We start from the raw sequence: 24,162 nt of genomic DNA on the forward strand, positions 1-24,162 counted from the left end.
TATTTTTCAAAGGGTCTGAACATGGCTTATCAAGCTCAGGAAATCTTTTTCCGCTCCAACGCCCCGGTCACCGTCGACGAGGACAAATGCATCGCCGAAAAGGGCTGCACCGTGTGCGTCGACGTCTGCCCGATGGACCTGCTGGCGATCAACCCGGCCACGCAAAAGGCCTACATGGCGTTCGACGAATGCTGGTACTGCATGCCGTGCGAGAAGGATTGCCCGACGGGGGCGGTCAAAGTCGATATTCCCTATTTGTTACGTTGAAACCCGATCCCTGTGTAGGAGCTGCCGAAGGCTGCGATCTTTTGATTTCGTTTTTTAAGATCAAAAGATCGCAGCCTGCGGCAGCTCCTACAGGGGGGGGTTGTGACAACACGAAGCTACCCGGAAAACCCGGACGCTGGATTCACCAAAAACCCCTCGTTTCCCACCGCGCCCTGATCGCGGCGGAGACGAATTTCAAATAAACGATTCGAGGGGAAACACTCATGTTGCGTGCAGCAATCGCCAGTCTGGTACTGGCTTCGTTCACCTTGTCGGCCTCGGCTGAAACCATCCGCATTGCCATCGGCACCCAGGACACCACCATCAATTGCGCCGCTGGCGGGTTGTTGATCCGCGAGCTTGGTCTGCTCGACAAATACCTGCCCCATGACGGCGCCTACAAAGACGCCAAGTACGACGTGCAGTGGAAGAACTTCACCAGTGGCGCGCCGCTGACCAACGAGATGGTCGCGGGCAAACTCGATTTCGGCGCCATGGCCGACTTCCCCGGTGCGTTCAATGGCGTGGCGTTTGAAACTGCGGGTAAGCACAGCCTGTTCATCAGCGTGTTATCGGGAAGCATCAAGGGCAGCGGCAATGGCATCGTCGTGCCGAGCGCCTCAAGCGTGCAGTCGCTCAGCGAGCTCAAGGGCAAGACCATTTCCGTGCCGTTCGCTTCCACCGCCCACGGCATGTTGTTGCGCGCAGTGACCGAGCAGGGCTGGGATCCGCTCAAGGACGTCAACATCATCGCCCAGCCGCCGGAGGTCGCAGGGTCGGCATTGCAGGCCGGCAAGATCGACGCTCACGCCGATTTCGTGCCGTTCGCCGAGCTGTTTCCGAGCCGTGGTTTCGCCCGCAAGATCTACGACGGCGCCCAAGCCAATGCGCCAACCTTTCACGGTGCGCTGGTGGATCAGGCCTACGCGCAGAAGTATCCGGAAGTTGTCGTCGCGTACTTGCGCGCGAGCATCGAAGCCAACCAATTGCTGGCGGCGGAGCCTGAGAAGTACAGCGAACTGATCGCCAAAGTCACCGGCGTCGATGCCGAAGTGAATTACCTGTTCCACGGTCCGCTCGGTGTGCAGACCCGTGACTTGAGCTGGAAACCTGAATACCGACAAGCCGTCGGCACCGCGATCGATACGTTGAAGCTGCTGAAGAAAGCCGATCGCGGGCTCGATCTGCAGCATTTCATCGACGATCAATACATTCGCGCAGCGTTCAAGGCGTCGAATCTGGATTACACCGCGCAGTTGGCCAACTACGCACAGACGCCGCTGCTCGGCGTTGATGCGGCAACGGGCAAGGCGATCACTGACTTCAGCCACGTTGCCGAAATCTGGGTGCGCGGCGAGGAAAAAGTGCGGCGTTATGGCTCGGCGGAATCGGCGTTTAGCGCGCTGGCAGCGTTGAAGCAGGAAGGCAAAAACATCCGCGCGGTATATGCCCAGGCCAGCGACAGCGGGATCAAGTTGCTCGCCGAGCAGGCTTGGTTTGCCAGCGATGCCAAGGGTCGCCTGAGTGCATTTTTACTCAAGGGCCAGGCCCAGCAATACGCGACGGCGCAGGGTGGCAAGGTTTTCGACTTCACTGATGCCACTACCCAAGCGGTTGCTGCTCGCTGATTGAAGATCAAAAGCCCCTCACCCTAGCCCTCTCCCAGAGGGAGAGGGAACTGACCGAGGTGTTTGGACTAGCTACGCCGACCGGAAATACCGAGTGGAACTCAGGTTTTCAAAGCATGACCACTTGCTCGCTATCGGGTCGAACTCAGGTTTTCAAAGCATGAGCACTTGCTCGCTATCGAGTCGAACTCAGGTTTTTGAAATCACGAAGATCGGCTCCCTTTCCCCCTCGCCCCCTTGGGGGAGAGGGCTGGGGTGAGGGGGTAAATCTCAGCCACAACACAGACCCAGAACTGGAAACCCGCTCCATGAAAACACCCATCCGCTGGACATCAAGAGCCGCCTCACTGCTGTTCTGCCTGCTCTTCTGGCAACTCGCCGCCAGCCACCACTGGAACCTCGGCCTGGTCACCTTCGCCAACGTGCCAACCCCATTGGCCGTGATCGAAGCCGCCCTGGGCCTGGGCGACTCCGGCAAACTCTGGCAGCACCTGAGCAGCAGCCTGGGCCGGGTTTTTGCCGGTTACCTCGCCGCGCTGGTCATTGGCATCGCCCTGGGCCTGTCCATCGGCCGCTCGAAGTGGGCCGAAGACTTGCTGCTGCCGCCGTTGGAAGTGCTGCGGCCGATTCCCGCCGTGGCGTGGATTCCGCTGGCAATCCTGATGTTCCCGTCCTCGGAATTGTCGATGGTGTTCATCACCTTTACCGGCGCGCTGTTCCCGATTCTGCTCAACACCGTGCACGGTGTCGAAGGCGTCGACCCACGGCTGATCGCCTCGGCGAAAAGCCTCGGAGCCGGGCGCCGGGCGATTCTCGTGGAAGTGATCCTGCCGGGCGCCGCGCCGAGCATCATCACTGGCCTGGCGATCGGCATGGGCACTTCCTGGTTCTGCCTGGTGACGGCGGAAATGATCTCCGGCCAGTTCGGCATCGGTTACTACACCTGGGAGTCCTACACCATTCAGAACTACGCCGACATTGTCGTCGGCATGCTCCTGATCGGCCTGTTGGGCATGGGCAGCAGTTGGCTGATCAAACGCCTGGGCGGGCTGTTCACGCCTTGGCATCGACCGCGAGGAAAAGCCTGATGAGCGTGATGCAAACCCCGGAAGGGCGGATCGACATCCGCCAACTGTCGATTGTCCTCGGCCAGGGTCGGGAAGCCTTTGAAGCGGTGCAGGGCCTCGATTGCCAGATCGAACCCGGCCAGTTCGTGTGCATTCTCGGCCCGTCCGGGTGCGGCAAATCGACCTTGCTCGGCGCCCTGGCCGGGCACTTGCAAGCCCGCAACGGCAGCCTGAAAGTCGATGGCTGCGAAGTCTCAGGGCCGTCACCGCAACGCGGCATGGTCTTCCAGCATCACACGCTGTTTCCGTGGCGCACGGTGCGCGACAACGTTGCCTTCGGCCTGAAGATGCGCGGCATCAGCAAGCCTGAGCGCCATCGCGCCGCCGATGAAATCCTGCAACTGGTCGGCCTCGAAGACTTTGCCGAGCGCTGGCCCGATCAACTCTCCGGCGGCATGCAGCAACGGGTGGAAATTGCCCGCGTGCTGGTCAATCGCCCGCGTCTGTTGTTGATGGATGAACCGTTCGGCGCGCTGGATGCGCTGACCCGATTGAACATGCAGGAATTGCTGCTGGATATCTGGACGCGGATCCGAACCACGGTGGTGTTCGTCACCCATGACATCGACGAGGCGCTGTTTCTCGCTGACCGCTTGCTGGTCATGAGCGCGCGGCCCGGGCGCATCATTGAAGACTTGCGTCTGGAATTTCCCCGCCCGCGCACCAGCGAACTGGTGACCAGCCCCGAGTTCGCCAGCCTCAAGCGGCACTGCCTCGACCTGCTGCGCCACGATACTGACCGACCGCTGCCGCGCCTTAATCCGCTTGGCCTGCCTCCCGAAAACCCTTTGCCGCGATTTGCCCTATGACGACTATTTTTGCTGTGACCGATAACGATGACATTCTCGCCCTGCAACCGCGCCTGACCGCCGACGATGCCGGCGTGCGACGGATTGCCCTGATTGACCTGGCAGACCTCGAAGAACCGGACGGGTTGCTGTGGCTGGTCGATCGTCTGCGCCAGGATCCGGCAGAAGACGTTCGCGCCGAAGCTGCGCGCTTGCTCGAGGCCTGGGAAGAGCCCGCTGTCGTACAAGCCTTGTGCGAAGCGCTCACGGACCCGTCGCCGGCGGTGCAAGTCGGCGCAGCCCAAAGCCTCAGCCTGCTCAAGAGCGAAGCGGCGGGCCAGGTGATTCTGCCGTGGACCGAGCATGCCGATGTCAGCGTGCGCATCGCCGCATTTCGCGCGTTGCGAGAGTTGCGTTTCGCCGAAGCCGCGCCGGCGGCCATCGCCGCGTTGCACGATGCGGATGCCAACGTGCGCCGTGAAGCGGTTGGCGTGCTTGGCTGGCTCAAACAACTCGACGCGCTGCCTGCCTTGGCGCTACTGGCCAGCGACGATCCGGATACCGAAGTGCGCCGTGCCGCCACGGGCGCGCTGGGTCTGGCAAGCGGTGCCGAGGTGCTGCCAGCGCTGCGCCAAGCGTTGCAGGACAGCGCCTGGCAAGTACGCGAAGAAGCCGCGACCACCCTGGGAAAAGTCGGCCACGCCGATGCCGGCCCGGCCTTGGTCGAAGCGTTGAGCGATGATTATTGGCAAGTGCGTCTGCGCGCCACCCGCAGCCTCGGTCGCCTGCGTTTCGCCCCGGCCCTCGACGCGCTGATCGACACCCTCGGCCACCGCATCAGCAACCTGCGCAAGGAGGCCGCGCTGGCCTTGGGTGAACTGAATGATCGCGGCGCCGTGGCCGCTTTGCAGGCAGCGCAGGACGACGGCGACCCGGAAGTGCGCAAAGCCGTGCGCATTGCCTTGAGTCAGTTGCAATGAATCCGCTGTCGGTCGGTAATTCGCAGAGTGCGCGCACCCTACGCCTGGGTTGGCCGGACGGCAGCGAGTCGGTGCTCGACCACGCCGAACTGCGCCGGCAATGCCCGTGTTCCCAATGCCGCGCGTTTCGCCTGCGCGGCGTTACGCCGCTGGTTGATGAGCGCGTGCGCCTGATCGAACTCAATCCGCAGGGCTACGGCGTGCAACTGGTTTTCAGCGACGGCCACCAACGCGGCATCTACCCCTGGGAGTATCTGGCGCAACTGGATCCTGTAGGAGCTGACGAGTGAAACGAGGCTGCGATCTTTTGACTGTGTTTTTTTCAAGCAAGATCAAAAGATCGCAGCCTTCGGCAGCTCCTACCTCGACGGGATTCTGTAGGAGCTGACGAGTGAAACGAGGCTGCGATCTCTTGACTTTGACTTTTAAAAGCAAGATCAAAAGATCGCAGCCTTCGGCAGCTCCTACCTCGACGGATTCTGTAGGAGCTGAGGAGTGAAACGAGGCTGCGATCTTTTGACTGTGTTTTTTTCAAGCAAGATCAAAAGATCGCAGCCTTCGGCAGCTCCTACCTCGACGGGATTCTGTAGGAGCTGACGAGTGAAACGAGGCTGCGATCTTTTGACTCTGACTTTTCAAAAGCAAGATCAAAAGATCGCAGCCTTCGGCAGCTCCTACCTCGATTGGATTCTGTAGGAGCTGACGAGTGAAACGAGGCTGCGATCTTTTGACTGTGTTTTTTTCAAGCAAGATCAAAAGATCGCAGCCTTCGGCAGCTCCTACCTCGACGGGATTCTGTAGGAGCTGACGAGTGAAACGAGGCTGCGATCTTTTGACTCTGACTTTTCAAAAGCAAGATCAAAAGATCGCAGCCTGCGGCAGCTCCTACGTCGGCTTTCGCCGACTGGCGGTGCTTGTCAGGGAAATCCCGCAGGAGTACAAATGTACTCCATGACGAATCTGACTCCCCGCCGTACTGCCATTCTGACTTTTATCCGCGATCGAATCGCCGAACACGGTCAGTCCCCAAGCCTCGCTGAAATCAGCGAGGCTTTTGGTTTTGCCTCGCGCAGCGTGGCGCGCAAGCATGTGCTTGCGCTCACCGAAGCCGGTTTTATCGAGGTCAATCCGCATCAGGCTCGAGGCATTCGCCTGCTTGGGCAAGCGCCGCGTCCTGAGCTGCTCGACATCCCCGTGCTCGGTCGCGTCGCTGCCGGTGCCCCGATCGGCGCCGATGCCGACATCCATAGCCGCTTGCTGCTCGACCCGGCGCTGTTTTCCCGCCCACCGGATTACATGCTGCGGGTGCAAGGCGATTCGATGATCGAGGACGGCATTCTCGATGGCGATCTGGTCGGTGTGCGGCGCAATCCCGAAGCGCTCAATGGCCAGATCGTCGTGGCGCGGCTCGACGGTGAAGTCACCATCAAACGTTTCGAGCGGGTGGGCGAACAAGTGCGACTGCTGCCGCGCAACCCGGCGTACCGGCCGATTGTCGTGCGCGACGATCAGGATCTGGCCATCGAAGGGGTGTTCTGCGGACTGGTGAGGCAAGGCTGATGGGTGCCGTTGTCGCGCTGGACATGCTGTTCAATGGCGGCCAGGTCTGGAAAGGCCGGCCTGCGCCACCGGCTGCCAGTCCGCAACCGACCGGTCACGCCGCGCTGGACGCGGCGCTGCCCAGTGGTGGCTGGCCGGAAGCGGCATTGAGCGAAATCCTTCTGGCCGGTCCCGGTGTGGGCGAGTTGCAATTGGTCTGGCCGACGCTGGCGCGCCTGGCGGCGGCAGGCGAGCGTATCGTGCTGGTGGCGCCGCCCTTCGTGCCGTACCCGCAGGCGTGGGAAAACGCCGGGGTCGATCTGCGTCAGTTGTCAGTGATCCAGGCCAGTGAACGTGATGCCTTGTGGGCGGCGGAACAATGCTTGCGTTCGGGCAGTTGCGGCGCGGTGCTGTGCTGGCCGCACAAGGCCGACGACCGCGCGCTGCGGCGTTTGCAGGTGGCAGCGGAAACCGGCCAGACACTGGCGTTTGCCTGGCGACCCCTGAGTGAAGCGGTCAATCCGTCTCCGGCAGCGCTGCGCATTGCCATCGACGCCAAGCCTGCGCAATTGCGCGTGCTCAAGTGCCGTGGCGGATTGGCGCGTACGGCGCCGATTGCCTTTGCCGTGGGACATTGAGGTCGCCATGCGCTGGGTCTGCATTCTTTTTCCGCAGTTGGCTCTGGACGCGGTGTTGCGACAACGCCCCGATCCTGACGAACCGTTGGTTCTGCTCAGTGGCCCGGCCCAGCGCCGGGTGCTGCAAGCGGTCAATCCGGCGGCGCGCAAGCTCGGTTTGCGCGCCGGTCAGTCGATGACAGCTGCACAGGCCATGAGCAAAGGTTTTGCTACCGCCGATTACGAGGCTGCCGAGGTCGAGCACTGGCAGCAGTTTCTCGCTGCGTGGGCTTACGGTTTCAGCGCCCAGGTCAGCGTGCATTATCCGCGCGCCGTGGTTTTCGAGATCGAGTCGAGTCTGGGCCTGTTCGGTTCGTGGGCGCAGTTCGAAGCACGCTTGCGCAAGGAACTGAATGAGTTGGGTTTTCGGCATCGCATCGTTGCCGCGCCCAACCCGGTGGCGGCGCGGGTGCTGGCCAATGCTTACGACGGTCTGGTGGTGCCGGACGGCGAAGCCTTGCAGCATCACCTCGGGCAGTTGCCGGTCGACCGCGTCGGCCTGGATCCGGAGGTGGCCACGGCACTGTCTCGTATGGGGCTGCGCAACCTCAGTCAGGTGCAGAGTCTGCCGCGCCAAGCGCTGGCCCGACGTTTCGAGGCACAGATGCTCAAACACCTCGACACCTTGTTCGGCGCGCGGCCACTGGCGCTGGAATTTTACCTGCCGCCGGATCGTTTCGATGTACGCATCGAACTCAACTTCGATGTGCAGTCCCATCAGGCCTTGCTCTTCCCGTTACGCCGCTTGACTGGCGATCTGTCGGCGTTCCTGTGCGGGCGCGACAGCGGTGTGCAGCGTTTCGATCTGCATCTGGAACACGCCGGGCTGCCGGATACAGTAATCAAGGTTGGCCTGCTCAGCGCCGAACGCGATCCGGCAATGCTCTTCGAACTGGCGCGCGGGCGTCTGGAACAAGTGCAGGTCGAGGCGCCGGTGCGCGGCTTTCGTCTGCGCGCCGAGGATCTGCCGAGTTTCGTCCCGCAGTTTCAAGAACTGTTCGATGACCGTCCGCAGCAAACCTTGCCGTGGGAACAATTGCGCGAACGCTTGCGTGCGCGACTCGGTGACGAGGCGGTGCAAGGGTTGCGGTTTCAGGCCGATCATCGGCCGGAATACGCCTGGCAACATGCCGTCGACACTCAGCGGTGCGCCGCTTTGCCGCGTGTTCATCGTCCGGGCTGGCTGCTCGCCGAGCCACAAAGTGTGCCGCAAGGTTCGGCACGGATTCTCATGGGCCCGGAGCGCATTGAATCCGGCTGGTGGGACGGCGCCGATGTGCGCCGCGACTATTACCTGATCCAGAATCGTGCCGGTCAGCAAGGCTGGGCTTATCGCGCGGTTGGTGAGGATGGCCCGTTGTGGCTGCAGGGCTGGTTTGCATGAGCGCCGGCTATGCCGAACTGCACTGCCTGTCCAACTTCAGTTTCCAGCGCGGAGCATCAAGTGCGCTCGAGTTATTCGAACGGGCGAAGAAAAACGGCTATCAAGCGCTGGCGATCACCGATGAGTGCACGCTGGCGGGAATAGTCCGTGCTTGGCAAGCGGCGAAATCGGTTGAGTTGCCGCTGATAATCGGCAGTGAAATACGCATCGACAACGGCCCGAAACTGGTGCTGCTGGTGGAAAACCTTGTCGGTTATCAGGCCCTGTGCGGTTTGATCACCCGCGCCCGGCGGCGTACGCAAAAAGGCCAGTATCAAGTGCTGCGCGAAGATTTCAGCGAACCGTTGCCGGGGTTGCTGGTGTTGTGGGTGCCGGATTCGCTTGATGAAATGGAAGAGGGCCGATGGCTGAAAAAGACGTTCGGCGCAAGCCTGTGGCTGGCGGTGCAACTGCATTGCGGGCAGAACGATCAACAGCGTTTGTCGAAGTTGTCGGAGCTGGCCGCTGAGTTGCAGATACCTGCCGTGGCCAGCGGCGATGTGCACATGCACGCCCGAGGCCGCCGCGCCTTGCAAGACACCATGACCGCGATCCGTCATCACGTTCCGGTGGCCGAGGCAGGGTTGCGCCTGCATCCCAATGGCGAGCGGCATTTGCGCAGCCTTGAAGTGTTGCGGGCTGTGTATCCGCAGGTCTTGCTGGAAGAATCGGTAAAACTGGCGCGGCGTTGCACGTTCGATCTGGGCGAATTGCGTTATCAATATCCCAAGGAACTGGTGCCCGAGGGTCACAGCGCCAGCTCCTGGTTGCGCCAACTGACGAAAGAGGGCATCGCTTGGCGCTGGGAGAAAGGCGCGCCCTTCAAAGTGCTCAGGCAGATCAACAAAGAACTGCAACTGATCGCCGAGCTCGGCTACGAAAGCTATTTTCTCACCGTGCACGATGTGGTGCGTTTCGCCCGTGGCGAGCACATCCTCTGTCAGGGGCGCGGTTCGGCGGCCAACTCGGCGGTGTGCTTTGCCTTGGGCATCACCGAAATCAACCCGGATCACACCACGCTGCTGTTTGAACGGTTCATGTCCAAAGAGCGTAATGAGCCACCGGACATCGACGTCGACTTCGAACACGAGCGCCGCGAAGAAGTGCTGCAATATGTGTTTCGTCGTTATGGTCGCCATCGCGCTGCGTTGACGGCGGTGGTCAGCAGTTACCACGCCGCCGGTGCGGTACGCGATGTCGCCAAGGCTTTGGGCCTGCCGCCGGATCAGATCAACGCACTGGCCGATTGCTGCGGACACTGGAGCGACGAAACGCCGCCGCTGGAGCGTTTGCAGGAAGCTGGTTTCGACCCGGAAAGCCCGGTGTTGCGCCGGGTGCTGAGCCTGACCGGGCAACTGATCGGCTTCCCCCGGCATCTGTCCCAACACCCAGGTGGCTTCGTGATTTCCGAACAACCGCTGGACACACTGGTGCCCGTCGAGAACGCGGCGATGGCCGACCGGACGATCATCCAGTGGGACAAGGACGACCTCGACGCCGTTGGCCTGCTCAAGGTGGATATTCTCGCCCTCGGCATGCTCAGCGCGATTCGTCGCTGTTTCGATCTGCTGCGCCGTCATCGCCATAAGGACTTGAGCCTGGCGACGATTCCGTCCGAGGACAAACCGACTTACCAAATGATCAGCCGCGCCGACACCGTTGGCGTGTTCCAGATCGAGTCCCGCGCGCAAATGTCGATGTTGCCGCGGCTGAAACCGGCAACCTTCTACGACCTGGTGATTCAAGTGGCGATCGTGCGGCCGGGGCCGATTCAGGGCGGCATGGTCCATCCGTACCTGCGTCGACGTAACAAGGAGGAGGAAGAAACCTATCCGTCCCCGGCGCTGGAAGTGGTGCTCAAACGCACCCTCGGCGTGCCGCTGTTTCAGGAACAGGTGATGCAGATCGCCATCGTCGCCGCCGACTACAGCCCCGGCGAGGCTGACCAGTTGCGCCGCTCCATGGCCGCGTGGAAGCGCCATGGCGGGCTCGAACCACACAAGTTGCGGCTCGCCGCCGGCATGCAGAAAAACGGCTACACCCCGGAGTTCGCCGCGCAGATCTTCGAACAGATCAAAGGCTTCGGCAGTTACGGCTTCCCCGAATCCCACGCCGCCAGTTTTGCCTTGCTGACTTACGCCAGTTGCTGGCTCAAATGCCATGAGCCTGCTGCGTTCGCCTGTGCGTTGATCAACAGTTGGCCGATGGGTTTCTACAGTCCCGATCAGATTCTGCAGGACGCCCGCCGGCACCATTTGCAGATTCGCCCGGTCGATGTGCGCGCCAGCGACTGGGATTGCAGTCTGGAAACCACCACGGCGGCGCAACCGGCGATCCGCATGGGCCTGCGGATGATCAAAGGTTTTCGCGAGGACGATGCCCGCCGCATCGAAGCAGCGCGTGCTGATGGAGCGTTTGCTGATGTCGCCGATCTGGGCGAACGCGCCGCCCTCGACAGTCGGGCGCAGGCGTTGCTGGCGGATTCCGGTGCATTGCGTGGCTTGGCCGGGCATCGTCATCGAGCCCGTTGGGAAGTGGCGGGGGTGCAGAAACAACTGGGCCTGTTTGCCGGTTTGCCGAGCGAGGAAGAACAGGAAGTCGTGCTGCCCAAACCCAGCGTTGGCGAGGACCTGCATGCCGATTACGCAACAGTCGGCACCACACTGGGGCCGCATCCCTTGGCGCTGTTGCGCGGCGAATTGAAAGCCCTGCGCTGCCGCAGTTCGCGGGAATTGCAGGACGTTGAACACGGCAGGCCAGTCAGCATTGCCGGTCTCGTCACCGGGCGGCAGCGACCGGGCACCGCCAGTGGTGTGACCTTCGTCACCCTGGAAGACGAGTTCGGCAACGTCAACGTGGTGGTCTGGCGTGACTTGGCCGAGCGCCAGCGGCAGGTGCTGGTCGGTTCGCAATTGCTCAGGGTCGACGGACGCTGGGAACGCCAGGGCGACGTGCGCCACCTCATCGCCGGCCGCATGAGCGACCTTAGCCCGATGCTTAAAGGCATCCGCGTACAAAGCCGCAATTTCCACTGAGCCTGATTTCCCCTCAGGTGGCTGTGATCCGCCCTGTGTAGGAGCTGCCGCAGGCTGCGATCTTTTGATCTTGATCTGAAGACGTCAAAAGATCGCAGCCTTCGGCAACTCCTGCAGGCGGCTGATCGCTTGATTGTTCTCCTGTAGCGCGCGGACCGATAAAGCCAATTCACTGGCGTCAAAAAACCCTGTCTTCAATGATGGCACTTTGTCATAATGCCGGCCGTTTTCAGCCCCTGTACCGCGTTGCCGTGCCGGGACACCGCCGTTTTCAATAAGGAATACTCAGTGAGAATGATCTCCCGAATGCTGGTATCAGGCGTGGCGATTGCCGTGCTTGGCACCCTTGCCACCACACTCTCTGGCTGCGCCACGGAAAGCTCCCGCGCCTTGCCGGTGGCCAAGGTGGAAAGCGCCTCCCAGATCTGGACCGGCGTTCGCGTGCCGATGGCCGTGGGCAAGTTCGACAACCGTTCCAGCTACATGCGCGGAATCTTCTCCGACGGCGTCGACCGTCTCGGCGGCCAGGCCAAGACCATCCTGATCACTCACTTGCAGCAGACCAACCGCTTCAGCGTGCTGGATCGCGACAACATGGGTGAAATCCAGCAGGAAGCGGCCATCAAAGGCCAGGCCCAGCGCCTCAAGGGTGCTGATTACGTGGTCACCGGTGACGTCACCGAATTCGGCCGCAAAGAGACTGGCGATCACCAATTGTTCGGCATTCTCGGCCGCGGCAAGACCCAGGTCGCTTACGCCAAGGTCAATCTGAACATCGTCAACATCAGCACCTCCGAAGTGGTCTATTCGACCCAGGGCGCCGGCGAATACGCATTGTCCAACCGCGAAATCATCGGCTTCGGTGGCACCGCTGCCTACGACTCCACCCTCAACGGCAAAGTCCTGGACCTGGCCATGCGCGAGGCGATCAATCGTCTGGTGGATGGTATGAACGCCGGTGCCTGGAAACCGGGCAACTGATCGACGCCCACTGCAAGGAGCAACACCCATGAATCTGACTTTGTCGCGCGCGCTGATGGTGCTAACGCTGGCCGCCAGCGCTTTGCTGACCGGTTGCAGCAGCCCGAAAACCCTGTATCAGTGGGAAGGTTACGAGCCCCAGGTCTACGAATACTTCAAAGGTGAGGAGCCGAAAGAGGCTCAAATCGAAGCGCTGGAACGTGATCTGCAGAAAATCCGCTCCACCGGCAAAGCTGTCCCGCCGGGCTACCACGCGCACTTGGGCCTGCTCTACCTGAGCATGGGCAAGGACGATCAGATGGTGCAGCAATTCAACACCGAGAAAACCCTGTTCCCCGAGTCCGGTACGTATATGGACTTTCTGCTCAAAAACGCCAAGGCCGGAGTCGTGCAATGATCTCGCGGACCTTGAAACTGCTGGTGGGCGCACTGGCCCTGACGCTGCTCGGTGGCTGTGTTGCGCCGAAGACCGTTGACTACTCGGCGTACAAACAGGCGCGGCCGAAGACCATTCTGGTGTTGCCACCGCTGAACACTTCGCCGGACGTGAAGGCGTCGTACAGCCTGCTGTCGCAAGTGACGTTCCCGCTGGCCGAGGCCGGTTATTACGTGTTGCCGATCGCCTTGGTCGACGAGACTTTCCGCCAGAACGGCCTGACCACGCCGGATGACATTCATCAGGCACCGCCGCACAAGCTGAAGGAAATCTTCGGTGCGGATGCGGCGCTGTACATTACCGTGAGCGAATATGGCACGCGCTACATGGTGATCAGCAGTGAAACCGCGGTGACCGCGACGGCGAAACTGGTTGACCTGAAAAGCGGCACCACGCTGTGGACCGGCGCTGCGCGTGCGTCGAGCGAAGAGGGCGGCAACAACGGGGGCGGCGGTCTGATCGGCATGCTGATCACGGCGGCAGTGAAGCAGATCATCAACAGTGCCACCGATGCCGGCTACCCGATTGCCGGTGTGGCGAGCAATCGTCTGCTGTCCGCCGGGCATCCGGCGGGGCTGCTGTACGGCCCGCGCTCGCCGAAGTACGGCACTGACTGAAAAATCAAAAGATCGCAGCCAGCGGCAGCTCCTAGAGGAAAATGCATTGAAAATGCAGGAGCTGCCGCAGGCGGCGATCTTTTGCCGTTGACGTTTATTTGGCAGAAGGCCAAAACCGTTCGCCGCCGCCCGGCGCTTCCGTCCACGCTTGCAACGAGCGGGTCGGCAGGTCGAAGTAGTCGCGGGTTCGCGCATAACCGTGGCCGCCCATGCGGCCGATGGCATCCAGCCCCAACTGGTCGATATACAGCGTTTTCGGGTCGATCAATTCATCGCGCACATGCGCCATCAACACCTCGCCAAAAATGATTTCCCGCGACTGACCGATGTTCAGCGCCATCATCCGGCGGCACTCCAACGCGACCGGCGCTTCGCCAATGCGCGGGCATTTCACTGCGGTACCCGCAATCGCGGTCAGGCCCGCCGCCGTCAGCTCATCGAAACCGGGTGCGAACGGCACCGCACAGACGTTCATCGCCTCCACCAGCGCATCGCTGACGATGTTCACGGTGAATTCCTGGTTCAACTGAATATTGCGCGTGGTGTCTTTCGGGCTCTGATCGCCGTAATTTTCGACGCCAAGCGCCAGGATCGGTGGATCCGCCGACAGTGCATTGAAGAAGCTGAACGGTGCGGCATTCACTCGGCCTTCGCCGTCGATGGTGGTTACCAGCGCAATCGGCCGGGGCACGACGCTGCCGATGAGGATTTTGTATTTTTCCCGCGGGCTGAGTTGGCTGAAATCGAAACTGTGCATGGCAAAAATCTCTAGGCGAGGGGATCGATCGCGCTCAATGGCGCATTGAGGCTGTAGTCGTCGGCGAATGGAATGGCCGGCTGGAACAGGGTTTTCCAGTCCGGTCTTCCGGACGCCCGGTCGCTGTGGCTGCGCATCAGCGTTTCGTATTGGCGCTGCGCCTGGCGTTGCAGTGCGAGGTAGTCGATGCCGTTGACCTGACCGTCGTGCATCACACATCGACCGTCGATGTAACTGGCGATGCAGTCGTCGCCGCGCCCCGCCAACAGCAGGTTTTTCAGCGGATCGAACAGCGGCCCCAAATGCATGCCGCGCAGGCTGAACACAGTAATGTCGGCTTTCGCACCGGGGGCCAGACGGCCAAGGTCATCACGGCCCAGCGCCCGAGCGCCGCCAAGCGTCGCAGCGTTGTACAGGTCGAGGCCGCTGGTCAGTGAAGGGCCGCCCTCCATGAGCCGCGCAATGTTCAGACCGTGACGCATGTTCTCCAGCAAATCGGCCGGCCAGGTGTCCGTGCCCAGGGCAAAATTGATGCCTTTGGCGCGGTAACGGCCGAACGAGTCCAGTGCTTCGCCATCGCGAGCGAACACCAATGGGCAATGCACCAGACTCGCGCCGCCGTCGATCACCCGCTGCAGGTCGTCGTCGCCGTCGGTGTAAATGCCGTGCGGCAGCAGACTACGCGGGGTGAGCAAATCCAGTTGCTGCAACCAGCCCAGCGGCGAAGCGCCGCGCAATTGCTCGACCATCGCCACTTCGCCCAGGCCCTGACAGCAATGCAGGCGCATCGGCGCATTCAGTTCGCGGCTCAAAGCCGACGTGCGTTGCAACAACGCTGGGCTGCAGGTCTGGATGCGATCCGGCAACAGCGCACCGCGAATCAAGCCGTCGTGGGCGCCGTCGAAATCCTTGAAGAATCGCTCAGCGGCATCGAGCCCGGCGAGTCCGCGGGCCTCATCCCAGTGATGGCCGAGGGTGCCGTCGGCCTGCCAGTAGCTCATGCCGCTCATGTAGCAGGGGCCGAGGTAGGTGCGCAGCCCGAGTTCGCCGGCAATGGCGGCGACCCCGGCAAATTCATCGTAGGTTTCCGCCCACTCGCGGTAGTACATCGAGGTGATCGGCATCGCCGTGGTGATGCCATTGCGGATCAATTGGGTAAAGGCGTAGCGGTATTTGAAACGCTCTTGTTCCGGGCTGTACGTCTCGCGCGGACCGGCCGCTAGATAGTCCGCCGACCACATGCGGCCCATGCCGCGCTCATCGTCGTTATCGAGGGTCAGTACCGTCGAATCAAGATCGCCGAGGGCGTCCAGATCGATGAATCCGGGGCCGATCAACGCATTGCCATAGTCGATCCATTGATCTACCGGCCCCGCGTAACCGCGCCCGACAAACTCGATGCGCGAACCGCCGAACACCACTTCGCCGTCGCGCCACAGCACATGTTGCGTGCCGTCGAAGCCGACTACGCAACTGGCTTTCAGGCCAATACGCTTCACAAGCGGCTGCTCAGCAAGCGCCCGCCGCTGGCGATCAATTCACCGCCGCGGTAAACCTCACGCATCGGTCGCGCGACGACTGCTTCGCCGAGAGTTTCGACCGGCATCAACAGAAAGTCCGCACGATGCCCGACACCGAACCCATAGTCCTCGGCGCCCAGCGCCCGCGCGCCATTCACGGTCGCCGCCTCGAATGCCGCCGCCAGTTCATCGTCCTTGCCCAGATCAAAGCGAAACGCCAACAACATCGCCCGCTCGAGCATGTCGCCATTGCCCATCGGCGACCACGCATCGCGGATCCCGTCGGAGCCCAGGCAGACATTCACGCCGCTTTCGCGCAGCGCCAGAAACGGCGGCACTGCGCAGTCGGCCGGTGCCGAACTCATCAGGGAAATGCCCAACGCCGCCAAGCGTTCTGCGACCGGTTTGACCTGCGCCCAAGGCAGCATGCCGAGGCAATAGGCGTGGCTGATCATCACCCGGTTCTGCAAGTTGAAACGCTCGGTGTAGTCGGCAATCAGCGCGATCTGCCAGAGGCCCAGTTCGCCTTTGTCGTGCAGATGAATATCCACGCCGCGAGCGAATTCAGCCGCCAGTTTGAAGACGAAATCCAGCTGAGCGATCGGGTCATTGTCGATACCGCACGGGTCGAGACCGCCAACGTTTTCCACGCCCAGCGCCATCGCTTCGCGCATCAGTTCGGCGGTGCCGGGGCGACTGATCAGGCCGGTTTGCGGGAAGACCACCAGTTGCAGGTCGATGAGATCCTTGTAGCGTTCGCGCAATTGCTGCATGGCTTCGACGTGACGCAGACCGAATTCAGGATCGATGTCGACATGACAGCGCATCGTCAGCGAGCCGCGAGCGATGCAGTTTTCCAGCAGCGCGCCGGCACGCTCGGCGATTGGCGCTGTGACTTCACGCAGGATGCGCCGCTCATTGCTGATGTAATCCTTGAGCGTCGGCCCGGCACTGTTCGGGCGCCAGGGTTGGCCGTAGAGGGTTTTGTCGAGGTGCACGTGGCTTTCGACCAGCGCCGCGGTCAGCAAACGGTTTTGCCCGTCGATGTCGCTCGCGGCCAGCGGCGCATTGCTGGCCGGGCGGCGTTGGCTGAACCGGCCGTGGTCGATCAGCAGGTCTTCGGCTGGGGCTCCGTAGGGGCGCACGTTGCGGAGCCAGTGTGGTTGGGTCATATCAACCTCATTCATGTCTCAGAAAGTTGTGGTTGCCGAGCGGGCCTCATCGCTAGCAGGGCTAGCTCCCACATGTGGTCAGTGTTGAATTCAAAATTCGTGGACAACCAAAATCCCCTGTGGGAGCTAGCCCTGCTAGCGATGGCCGCGCCTCGGTTTCAAGCCAGTTGATCAACCCTTGAGCTTCGACCAGATCCGATCCTGCAGCTCCCGCGCCTTGTTGCTGCATTCCTTTTCCGGGCGCAGGCGCGAGGCGTATTCGTCGGGCATGTTGATCGCGTCCATGACTTTCCATTTCGGGTCGAGCAGCGAGTCGCTCTGAATGCCGTTGGCATACGCGATAGCGTTGGAAACCGCTGCGGCGTTCTCCGGTTTCATCATCCAGTCGATGAAGATCTTCGCGTTACCCGGATGCGGTGCGCTTTTCGGCACGGCGAAGTTGTCCTGGAACATCGCCAGACCTTCACGCGGGTAAACGTACTTGATCGTGCTTTTCTGCAAGGTGGCGCGGGCGGTGGAGCCGTTCCAGTTCTGCATCATGATCACCTCGCCCGAGGCCATGCGATCGACGGTATTGTCGGAGCTGTACATCTTCAGGAACGGTTTCTGCTTCTGCAGCAATTCGAGAATGCGTTTGGCGTCCTGCGGGTTTTCGCTGCATTCGTCGACGTTCAGATAATGGCTGGCGGCGTTGATCACGCTGCTCGACGTATCGAGTGCGGCGAGCTGCCCTTGCAGCTCCTTGCGCGGCTCGAAGAATTCTTTCCACGAATCATCCAGCTTGCCGCCCGGCACCCGCGCGCTGTCGTAAGAAAAACCGGTGGTGCCCCACAGATACGGCGCCGAAAACTTGCGCCCCGGGTCGAAACTCGGATCGCGGAACGGCCCTTTGACGTACTGGAAATTGCTCAGGCTCGGCGCGTCGATCTCCATCAGCAGGTCCTGCTTGATCAGCGTCTGCATGATCGACTGCGACGGCACGATCACGTCATACGCGGCGCCGCCGGCCTGTAATTTGGCGAGTAGGGTTTCGTTGCTGTCGTAACCGTCCATGGTCACTTTGATCCCGGTTTCCTTCTCGAACTTGGCCAGCAAATCGACCGGGTAGTAGTCGGTCCAGTTGTAGAAAAACAACTGTTTGGGTTCGGCCGCGTGAACACTGAATGCCGTCAGACAACTCAGGGCCAGACCGGATACCGCCAGACGCATGCTTTTGATTTTCATGAACGGAGCGCTCCAGAATTATTGTTGTTTACCGCGTTGGCCCAGCCAGAAGGCCAGCACCACAAGGACGATGGAAATAAGCAGCATCAGCGTCGAGATCGCATTGATTTCCGGCGTTACGCCAGCCTTGATCGCTGAGAAGATGTACACCGGCAAAGTCGTCGAACCGGGCCCGGCGACGAAGAAAGTCATGATGAAATCGTCGAGGCTGACCACGAACGCCAATACCGCGCCGGACAACACCGCCGGCCACAGCAGCGGCAATGTCACGCGGCGGAAGACCTGCCACGGATTGGCGTACAGATCGTTGGCGGCTTCCAGCAAGCTCTTGTCCAGATCATTGAGCCGCGCGCGAATCGGCAGGTAGGCGAACGGAATGCAGAAGCCGATGTGCGCGACGATCACCGTCAGCAAGCCGAGTTTGATGCCCAGCGCCATGAACAGCAGCAGGGTCGCCACCGCGGTGACAATCTCCGGCAGGATCAGCGGCAGATTAATCCCGCCCTCGACCATCTTTTGCCCGTAGAACGGCCGATAAGTGGCCAGCGCCGCGAGCAGCGCAATCGCCGTGGCGCATACCGTGGCAATGGTCGCGACGATGATCGAATTCAGCGCCGCCGTCTGAATCGACGGGTTGGCGAGAATCCGCCCGTACCAGGCGAACGAAAACTCGGTCCACACCGTCGCCGAACGGTTGGCGTTGAAGCTGTAGGCGATCAACACGAAGATCGGCAAGTACAGATACGCAAGGATCAGCAAGCTGATTTCGCGGGTCGCCGGGAGTTTTTTCAGGTGCAGGGAAATCATGCTTTCGCCCCCCGATTGATAGTCTTCGCCGCGTGGCGGCTGTACAGCGCATAAAGCACCAGCGAGACCAGCAGAATCGCCAGCAACAGGAACGACAGCGAACTGCCCAGCGGCCAGTTTCGTGCGGTGCCGAACTGCTGCTGGATCAGGTTGCCAATCATCAGCGTCTTGCCGCCGCCAAGAATCGCCGGGGTGATGAACGCGCCAAGACTCGGCACGAACACCAACAGCGCACCGGCTATCACGCCGGGCATCGACAGCGGCAGGATGATCCGCCGCAACGCATGCCAGCGATTGGCGCCAAGGTCATAGGCGGCTTCCACCAGACGCCAGTCGAGTTTTTCCAGTGTCGAGTAGATCGGCAGAATCATGAACGGCAAAAAGCTGTAGACCAGACCCACGCTCACCGCGAAGTCGTTATAGAGCAGGGTGATGCCGCCGGCACTGGGCAACAGCGCGTTGAGGCTCTGCGCGACCCAGCCCTGTTCGCGGAGAATGATCAGCCAGGCGTAGTTGCGGATCAGCAGGTTGGTCCAGAAGGGAATGGTGATCAGCAACACCATCAGATTGCGCCGGCGCGGGGTCAGGCTCGACATCCACAACGCCACCGGAAAGCCGAACAAAAAGCACAACACGGTGGTGCCGCCAGCCTGCAGCACCGAGCGCAACAATGCCTGGGCGTAAACCCAGTTCAGCTCCAGTTCGCCGTCGAAACCTTCCTGGAAGAACAGCTGCACGTAGCTTTGCAGTTGCCATTGCGCCTGCCAGTCGACGCCGCCGTAGGTGTTGCGCGGCAGCAAGCTGATGTAACCCATGATCCCCAATGGAATGGCGATCAGGGCGAGCAGGGTCAAAACCACCGGGCTGAGCAATAGTGCGCGGTTGAGAGCGGGGGAAGTGCTGCTAACGCTCATCTCAGGCCTCCATCAACAGGCAGGCGTGCGGCGGCAGGTGCACGGCCACGCCTTCGCCGACGGCACGGCCACGGTTTAGGCCTTCGTTGTTTTCGCGCAGCATGACTTTGATGTCGTTGTGCAGCCGGCACTGGTACAGCGTCGCTGTGCCGACATAGAGCACCGCTTCAATCACACCACGCAGGTGATGCGGCTGATTGAGGTCGACCAGTTGCGAGCGCTCCGGGCGGAACGCCAGTTGCACATTGCCGCCGGTGAAGCTTTGCTGCTGACAGGGAATTTCAATCGGCAGGCCGTTGGGCACGAAGAGTTTTTCGTTGTGTTCGCCGTGCTTGAGCTGGCCGGGGAGGAAGTTGATGTCGCCGATGAACTGGGCGACGAATCGGTGAGTGGGGTGCTCGTAAATATCAGTCGGCGTACCGATCTGCAGGATTTTGCCAGCAGACATCACTGCGATGCGATCGGACAGGGTCAGCGCTTCTTCCTGATCGTGGGTGACGAAAATGAACGTAATGCCGGCTTCTTTCTGCACGCGCTTGAGTTCAACCTGCATTTCCTTGCGCAGCTTCAGGTCTAGCGCCGACAGCGGTTCGTCCAACAGCAGCACTTTCGGTTTCGGCGCCAGGGCACGGGCCAGCGCTACGCGCTGCTGTTGGCCACCGGACAATTCAGCCGGTTTGCGCCCGGCCAGGTGCTCCATTTGCACCAGCGCGAGCATCTCGCTGACCCGATCCGGAATCGACTTGCGTTGAAGACCCTGCATCTCGAGCCCGAAGGCGATATTCTGCGCCACACTCATGTGCGGAAACAGCGCGTAACTTTGGAACACCGTGTTGACCCGGCGCTTGAACGGCGGCAGATCGTTGACCGGTTCGCCAGCCAGGCGAATCTCGCCTTCGCTGACGTGCTCGAAGCCGGCAATGGTGCGCAGCAAGGTGGTTTTGCCGCAGCCCGAGGGGCCAAGCAGGGTGAAGAATTCGTTATCGGCGATGTTCACCGACACGTTGTCGAGGGCTGGCGCCAGGCCAGGATCGTCAGAATATCGTTTTGAAACATTGCGCACTTCAATTGCTGTTGGCTGACCCATATTGGTGCAATCCTTTATTTATTGTATGCAATATCTGAATGCAATTTAGAAATACCCGGATTAATCTGCGCGTGCAACCCCCTTTTTCCGTGGCCAGTCATCGCCAGGGGCGGGTTGCCCGACGCTAAAGGAGTGTTCGAATGACCGAGAAGAAGCTGGAAACCACGGTCGACCGCGTCTACCAAGGGGTTTACGAGGCGATCAGCAAGCGTTCGCTGCGACCCGGAATGAAGCTGGGTGAGGCATCGCTGGCCGAATTATTCAATGTCAGCCGTACGTCGGTGCGCGCGGCGTTGAAGCAATTGGAGGCCGACGGACTGGTCACCACTGAGCCCAATAAAGGTGCGTCGGTGTCATTGCCGAGCAACGAAGAGATCCGTTCGCTGTTCGAAACCCGTCGGCTGATCGAGATCGGTATCGTCACCGAACTGTGCCGACGCAAGGACAGCGCCGCGATGCAGGACCTGCGGGAGCACCTGCTGCTGGAAGATGCCGCCCACGCTGCCGGGGATCATGAACGGCTGATTCATCTGCTCGGCGAATTTCACATCAAACTGGCGCGCAGCTTGAACAATCCGGTCCTGATCGACTGGTTTCAGAAGCTGATCTCCCGCGCCTCGCTGTACGCTGCCGCGCTCGATGACGACAGTCACGAAGTCTGCCGCGACGATGAACATCTTCGCTTGATCGAGTACATCGAGGCCGGCAATCAGAGCGCGGCCATTGAGCTGACCTGCATGCATTTGAATGGCATCGAAAAGGCCATTCTCGACGTCGCCGCGAAGATGAAAACTGGCTACCATCCGCTCAAGCACCTGATTGGGGTGTGATCATCCGCCGGCGATGAAGTCGGCTATAACTCAATGAAACCAATGCGGATCAAGGCGCTCGAAACACTCGGGCGTCGCGTTTCACTGGCGTAGCGCTCAATCGGGCAACCAGCACAGGACACCGAGTCAGTCGATGGAGTTTTTATCCAATAGCCACGGTTGCGAAGGCTGGAAGGGCGAAATGGCCGGGCGCATTTGTGCGTTCGACTGGAGCAACACCGAGCTTGGCCCGCTGGCCCATTGGCCAGCCAGTCTGTGCAACACCGTGCAATTGATGCTGGCCTCGCCACTGCCCATGGTCATGCTGTGGGGCCGTGCCGGCTTCATGGTCTATAACGACGCTTATTCGCAGTTTGCCGGTGGACGGCATCCGTATCTGCTCGGTTCGCCGGTCGAACTCGGGTGGCCGGAAGTCGCCGAGTTCAATCGGCATGTGGTCGATACCTGTCTGGCCGGCGGCACCTTGTCGTTTCGCAACAAGCATTTAGTGCTGTTGCGTGATGGCGTCCCGGAAGATGTCTGGCTCGACCTTTATTACAGCCCGGTGGCCAACGACGCTGGCGCGCCCGCCGGGGTCATGGCGATGGTGGTGGAAACTACCGAACTGGTGATCTCGGAGCGACTGCGTCAGGAGGCGGAGGACGCTTATCGAGCCGATAACGAACGGGTGCGTCTGGCGTTGAATGCCGGCGCTTTGCTCGGCTCGTTCGTCTGGGACGTGAAAAACAATACGTTGTCGGCTGACGAGCGTTTCGCTCGCACATTCTCCTATCCGCAGGATCAGGACCTGAGCAATCTGCCCCAGGACATCGCCGAATCGCGTATTCATCCGGATGATGTCGAATGGGTGCGCGAGCGGGTCGACCAATCCGTGCAGACCGGCGAACCGTATAACGCCGAGTATCGGGTTCGACGCAATGACGGGCAGTATCTGTGGGTGCTGGCCAGCGGTGGTTGCGAGTTCGATGAACATGGCCGGCCGTTGCGTTTTCCTGGCGTACTGATCGATATCCACGAACGCAAGAACGCCGAAGAGTCGCTCCTCAAATTCACCCGTAATCTCGAACAGCGTGTGGCTGATGAGGTCGAGGCGCGGATGGCCGCCGAGGAGCAATTGCGCCAGTCGCAGAAGCTCGAATCCATCGGTGGACTTACCGGCGGCGTCGCCCATGACTTCAATAATCTGCTGCAGGTAATCGCCGGGAATCTGCATTTGCTCGCGCGCCATGAGCCCGACAATGCCAACGTGCAACGGCGCGTCAGTGCCTCGCTGGCCGCCGTCGAGCGCGGCGCCAAACTGTCTTCGCAACTGCTTGCGTTTGCCCGACGGCAACCGCTGTCGCCAGCGGTGTGTAATCCGCAGCAGATTTTCGAAGGCGTCGGCGAATTGCTCCAGCGGGCACTCGGCGAAACCATTCAGATTGATGTGCAATTGCCGCAAGCGCCGTGGCACATCAATGTCGACCGCAATCAGCTGGAAAACGCGATTCTGAATCTGGCGATCAACGCCCGTGATGCCATGAAAGGTGAGGGCACCATTGGCCTGAGCGCGGCGAACGTTCGTCTGGGTGCGGAGTTTTGCAACGGCAAAGGCATCGGCCCCGGCGATTTTGTCCGGGTCGCGGTCAGCGATAGCGGCGTGGGTATCCCGCCGCATATTCTCGAGCAGGTGTTCGAGCCATTCTTCACCACCAAGGCCGACGGTCAGGGCACCGGGCTGGGGCTGAGCATGGTGTTCGGCTTCGTCAAGCAGAGCGGCGGGCATGTCGAGATCGACAGTGAACTCGGCAAGGGCACGTGCGTGCAGTTGTATTTCCCGCGCAGTCTGCGGCCGATTCTGAATGATTCGCCCAGCCTGCCGCGGCAGCAGAGCGGTGGTCATGAAACGCTGTTGGTGGTCGAAGACAACGATGCGGTGCGCGCTTCGGCGGTCGAATTGTTGCGCGAAGAAGGCTATCGGGTGCTGACCGCCGCCAATGGCGACGTGGCGATGCAAATGTTGCTCGAAGGTGCTGAAGTAGATCTGATTTTTACCGACGTGGTCATGCCGGGGCTGATCAAAAGTTCTGACCTGGCCGCGTGGGCCAAGGTACAGACGCCGCCCGTGCCGGTCCTGTTCACCTCTGGACATACCCGCGACATCATTTCGCGCAATCACCAACTCAGCCCGGACACGCATCTGCTCGGCAAGCCCTACAGCCCGCACGCGTTATTGCAAATGTTGCGTGCGGTGTTGAGTGCCTGAGGCGCGCACAGTTTTGCTGTGGCGAGGGGATTTATCCCCGATCGACTGCGCAGCAGTCGTAGATCCTGAATATGCGGTTCGAGCGAAAATCGGCAGGGGAGCGCTGCG

Annotated in this window: 22 protein-coding genes; 15 read left to right on the forward strand and 7 right to left on the reverse strand. The window is 60.9% G+C overall.

Annotated features, from left to right (window positions below; all coding sequences use genetic code 11):
* The first annotated feature begins 21 nt into the window (after positions 1-21).
* The 13 genes from EL257_RS11590 (at position 22) to EL257_RS11655 (ending at position 13,498) form a co-directional block, all read left to right on the forward strand.
* Positions 22-267 carry a 4Fe-4S dicluster domain-containing protein gene (locus EL257_RS11590; RefSeq protein ID WP_003225615.1) on the forward strand — a complete coding sequence of 82 codons (246 nt, stop codon included), beginning with the start codon at positions 22-24 and terminating at the stop codon, positions 265-267.
* 224 nt (positions 268-491) lie between these two features.
* Positions 492-1,895 carry an ABC transporter substrate-binding protein gene (locus tag EL257_RS11595; RefSeq protein WP_126362665.1) on the forward strand — a complete coding sequence of 468 codons (1,404 nt, stop codon included), beginning with the start codon at positions 492-494 and terminating at the stop codon, positions 1,893-1,895.
* A 308-nt stretch (positions 1,896-2,203) separates the two neighbouring features.
* Positions 2,204-2,983 carry an ABC transporter permease gene (locus EL257_RS11600; RefSeq protein WP_126362667.1) on the forward strand — a complete coding sequence of 260 codons (780 nt, stop codon included), beginning with the start codon at positions 2,204-2,206 and terminating at the stop codon, positions 2,981-2,983.
* Positions 2,983-3,831 carry an ABC transporter ATP-binding protein gene (locus EL257_RS11605; protein WP_126362669.1) on the forward strand — a complete coding sequence of 283 codons (849 nt, stop codon included), beginning with the start codon at positions 2,983-2,985 and terminating at the stop codon, positions 3,829-3,831. Before EL257_RS11600 ends, EL257_RS11605 begins: the two co-directional genes overlap by 1 nt.
* Complete coding sequence (locus EL257_RS11610; RefSeq protein WP_126362671.1) at positions 3,828-4,790, forward strand: HEAT repeat domain-containing protein; 963 nt, start codon at positions 3,828-3,830, stop codon at positions 4,788-4,790. Before EL257_RS11605 ends, EL257_RS11610 begins: the two co-directional genes overlap by 4 nt.
* Positions 4,787-5,080, forward strand: a complete 294-nt coding sequence (locus tag EL257_RS11615) for a DUF971 domain-containing protein (RefSeq protein ID WP_126362673.1) — start codon at positions 4,787-4,789, stop codon at positions 5,078-5,080. The genes EL257_RS11610 and EL257_RS11615 overlap by 4 nt, the downstream gene beginning before the upstream one ends.
* 652 nt (positions 5,081-5,732) lie before the next feature.
* Complete coding sequence (lexA, locus tag EL257_RS11625) at positions 5,733-6,350, forward strand: transcriptional repressor LexA (protein ID WP_126362677.1); 618 nt, start codon at positions 5,733-5,735, stop codon at positions 6,348-6,350.
* Positions 6,350-6,967: a translesion DNA synthesis-associated protein ImuA gene (gene imuA / locus EL257_RS11630; RefSeq protein WP_126362679.1), complete on the forward strand. Its 618-nt coding sequence runs from the start codon at positions 6,350-6,352 to the stop codon at positions 6,965-6,967. Before lexA ends, imuA begins: the two co-directional genes overlap by 1 nt.
* 7 nt (positions 6,968-6,974) lie before the next feature.
* A complete protein-coding gene (locus tag EL257_RS11635) occupies positions 6,975-8,390 on the forward strand; it encodes a Y-family DNA polymerase (protein WP_126362681.1) in 1,416 nt (471 codons plus the stop codon).
* A complete protein-coding gene (locus tag EL257_RS11640) occupies positions 8,387-11,464 on the forward strand; it encodes an error-prone DNA polymerase (RefSeq protein WP_126362683.1) in 3,078 nt (1,025 codons plus the stop codon). The genes EL257_RS11635 and EL257_RS11640 overlap by 4 nt, the downstream gene beginning before the upstream one ends.
* 294 nt (positions 11,465-11,758) lie before the next feature.
* The gene (locus EL257_RS11645) at positions 11,759-12,445 is read left to right on the forward strand and encodes a CsgG/HfaB family protein (RefSeq protein ID WP_161806640.1); all 687 of its coding nucleotides are present in this window, start codon (positions 11,759-11,761) and stop codon (positions 12,443-12,445) included.
* 28 nt (positions 12,446-12,473) lie between these two features.
* A complete protein-coding gene (locus EL257_RS11650) occupies positions 12,474-12,842 on the forward strand; it encodes a DUF4810 domain-containing protein (RefSeq protein WP_126362685.1) in 369 nt (122 codons plus the stop codon).
* Positions 12,839-13,498 (forward strand): DUF799 domain-containing protein, encoded by a 660-nt coding sequence (locus EL257_RS11655; protein WP_126362687.1) that lies wholly within the window; start codon positions 12,839-12,841, stop codon positions 13,496-13,498. Before EL257_RS11650 ends, EL257_RS11655 begins: the two co-directional genes overlap by 4 nt.
* A gap of 94 nt (positions 13,499-13,592) precedes the next feature.
* Here the strand turns inward: EL257_RS11655 and EL257_RS11660 are convergent, their stop codons facing one another.
* The 7 genes from EL257_RS11660 to EL257_RS11690 all read right to left on the reverse strand — a co-directional run bounded on the left by EL257_RS11660 (position 13,593) and on the right by EL257_RS11690 (position 20,979).
* Positions 13,593-14,255: a flavin reductase family protein gene (locus tag EL257_RS11660; protein ID WP_126362689.1), complete on the reverse strand. Its 663-nt coding sequence runs from the start codon at positions 14,253-14,255 to the stop codon at positions 13,593-13,595.
* A gap of 11 nt (positions 14,256-14,266) precedes the next feature.
* Complete coding sequence (locus tag EL257_RS11665; RefSeq protein ID WP_126362691.1) at positions 14,267-15,754, reverse strand: amidohydrolase family protein; 1,488 nt, start codon at positions 15,752-15,754, stop codon at positions 14,267-14,269.
* Positions 15,751-16,947 (reverse strand): amidohydrolase family protein, encoded by a 1,197-nt coding sequence (locus tag EL257_RS11670; RefSeq protein ID WP_126362693.1) that lies wholly within the window; start codon positions 16,945-16,947, stop codon positions 15,751-15,753. Before EL257_RS11670 ends, EL257_RS11665 begins: the two co-directional genes overlap by 4 nt.
* A gap of 171 nt (positions 16,948-17,118) precedes the next feature.
* Positions 17,119-18,171, reverse strand: coding sequence for an extracellular solute-binding protein (locus EL257_RS11675; protein WP_126362695.1), 1,053 nt, complete (start codon positions 18,169-18,171; stop codon positions 17,119-17,121).
* 18 nt (positions 18,172-18,189) lie between these two features.
* Entirely contained in the window at positions 18,190-18,978 is a 789-nt protein-coding gene (locus EL257_RS11680) for an ABC transporter permease (RefSeq protein WP_038368894.1), read from the reverse strand.
* A complete protein-coding gene (locus EL257_RS11685; RefSeq protein WP_126362697.1) occupies positions 18,975-19,892 on the reverse strand; it encodes an ABC transporter permease in 918 nt (305 codons plus the stop codon). The genes EL257_RS11680 and EL257_RS11685 overlap by 4 nt, the downstream gene beginning before the upstream one ends.
* Before the next feature lies 1 nt (position 19,893).
* The gene (locus EL257_RS11690; RefSeq protein WP_126362699.1) at positions 19,894-20,979 is read right to left on the reverse strand and encodes an ABC transporter ATP-binding protein; all 1,086 of its coding nucleotides are present in this window, start codon (positions 20,977-20,979) and stop codon (positions 19,894-19,896) included.
* Positions 20,980-21,119: 140 nt separating this feature from the next.
* Here EL257_RS11690 and EL257_RS11695 point away from each other — a divergent pair, with 140 nt between their 5' ends.
* Positions 21,120-21,809, forward strand: coding sequence for a GntR family transcriptional regulator (locus EL257_RS11695; protein WP_126362700.1), 690 nt, complete (start codon positions 21,120-21,122; stop codon positions 21,807-21,809).
* 133 nt (positions 21,810-21,942) lie between these two features.
* On the forward strand, positions 21,943-24,054 hold the full coding sequence (locus tag EL257_RS11700; RefSeq protein ID WP_126362702.1) for a hybrid sensor histidine kinase/response regulator: 2,112 nt from the start codon (positions 21,943-21,945) through the stop codon (positions 24,052-24,054).
* Positions 24,055-24,162: the final 108 nt, after the last annotated feature.

Source organism: Pseudomonas fluorescens (genome assembly GCF_900636825.1).
GTDB lineage: Bacteria > Pseudomonadota > Gammaproteobacteria > Pseudomonadales > Pseudomonadaceae > Aquipseudomonas > Aquipseudomonas fluorescens_BG.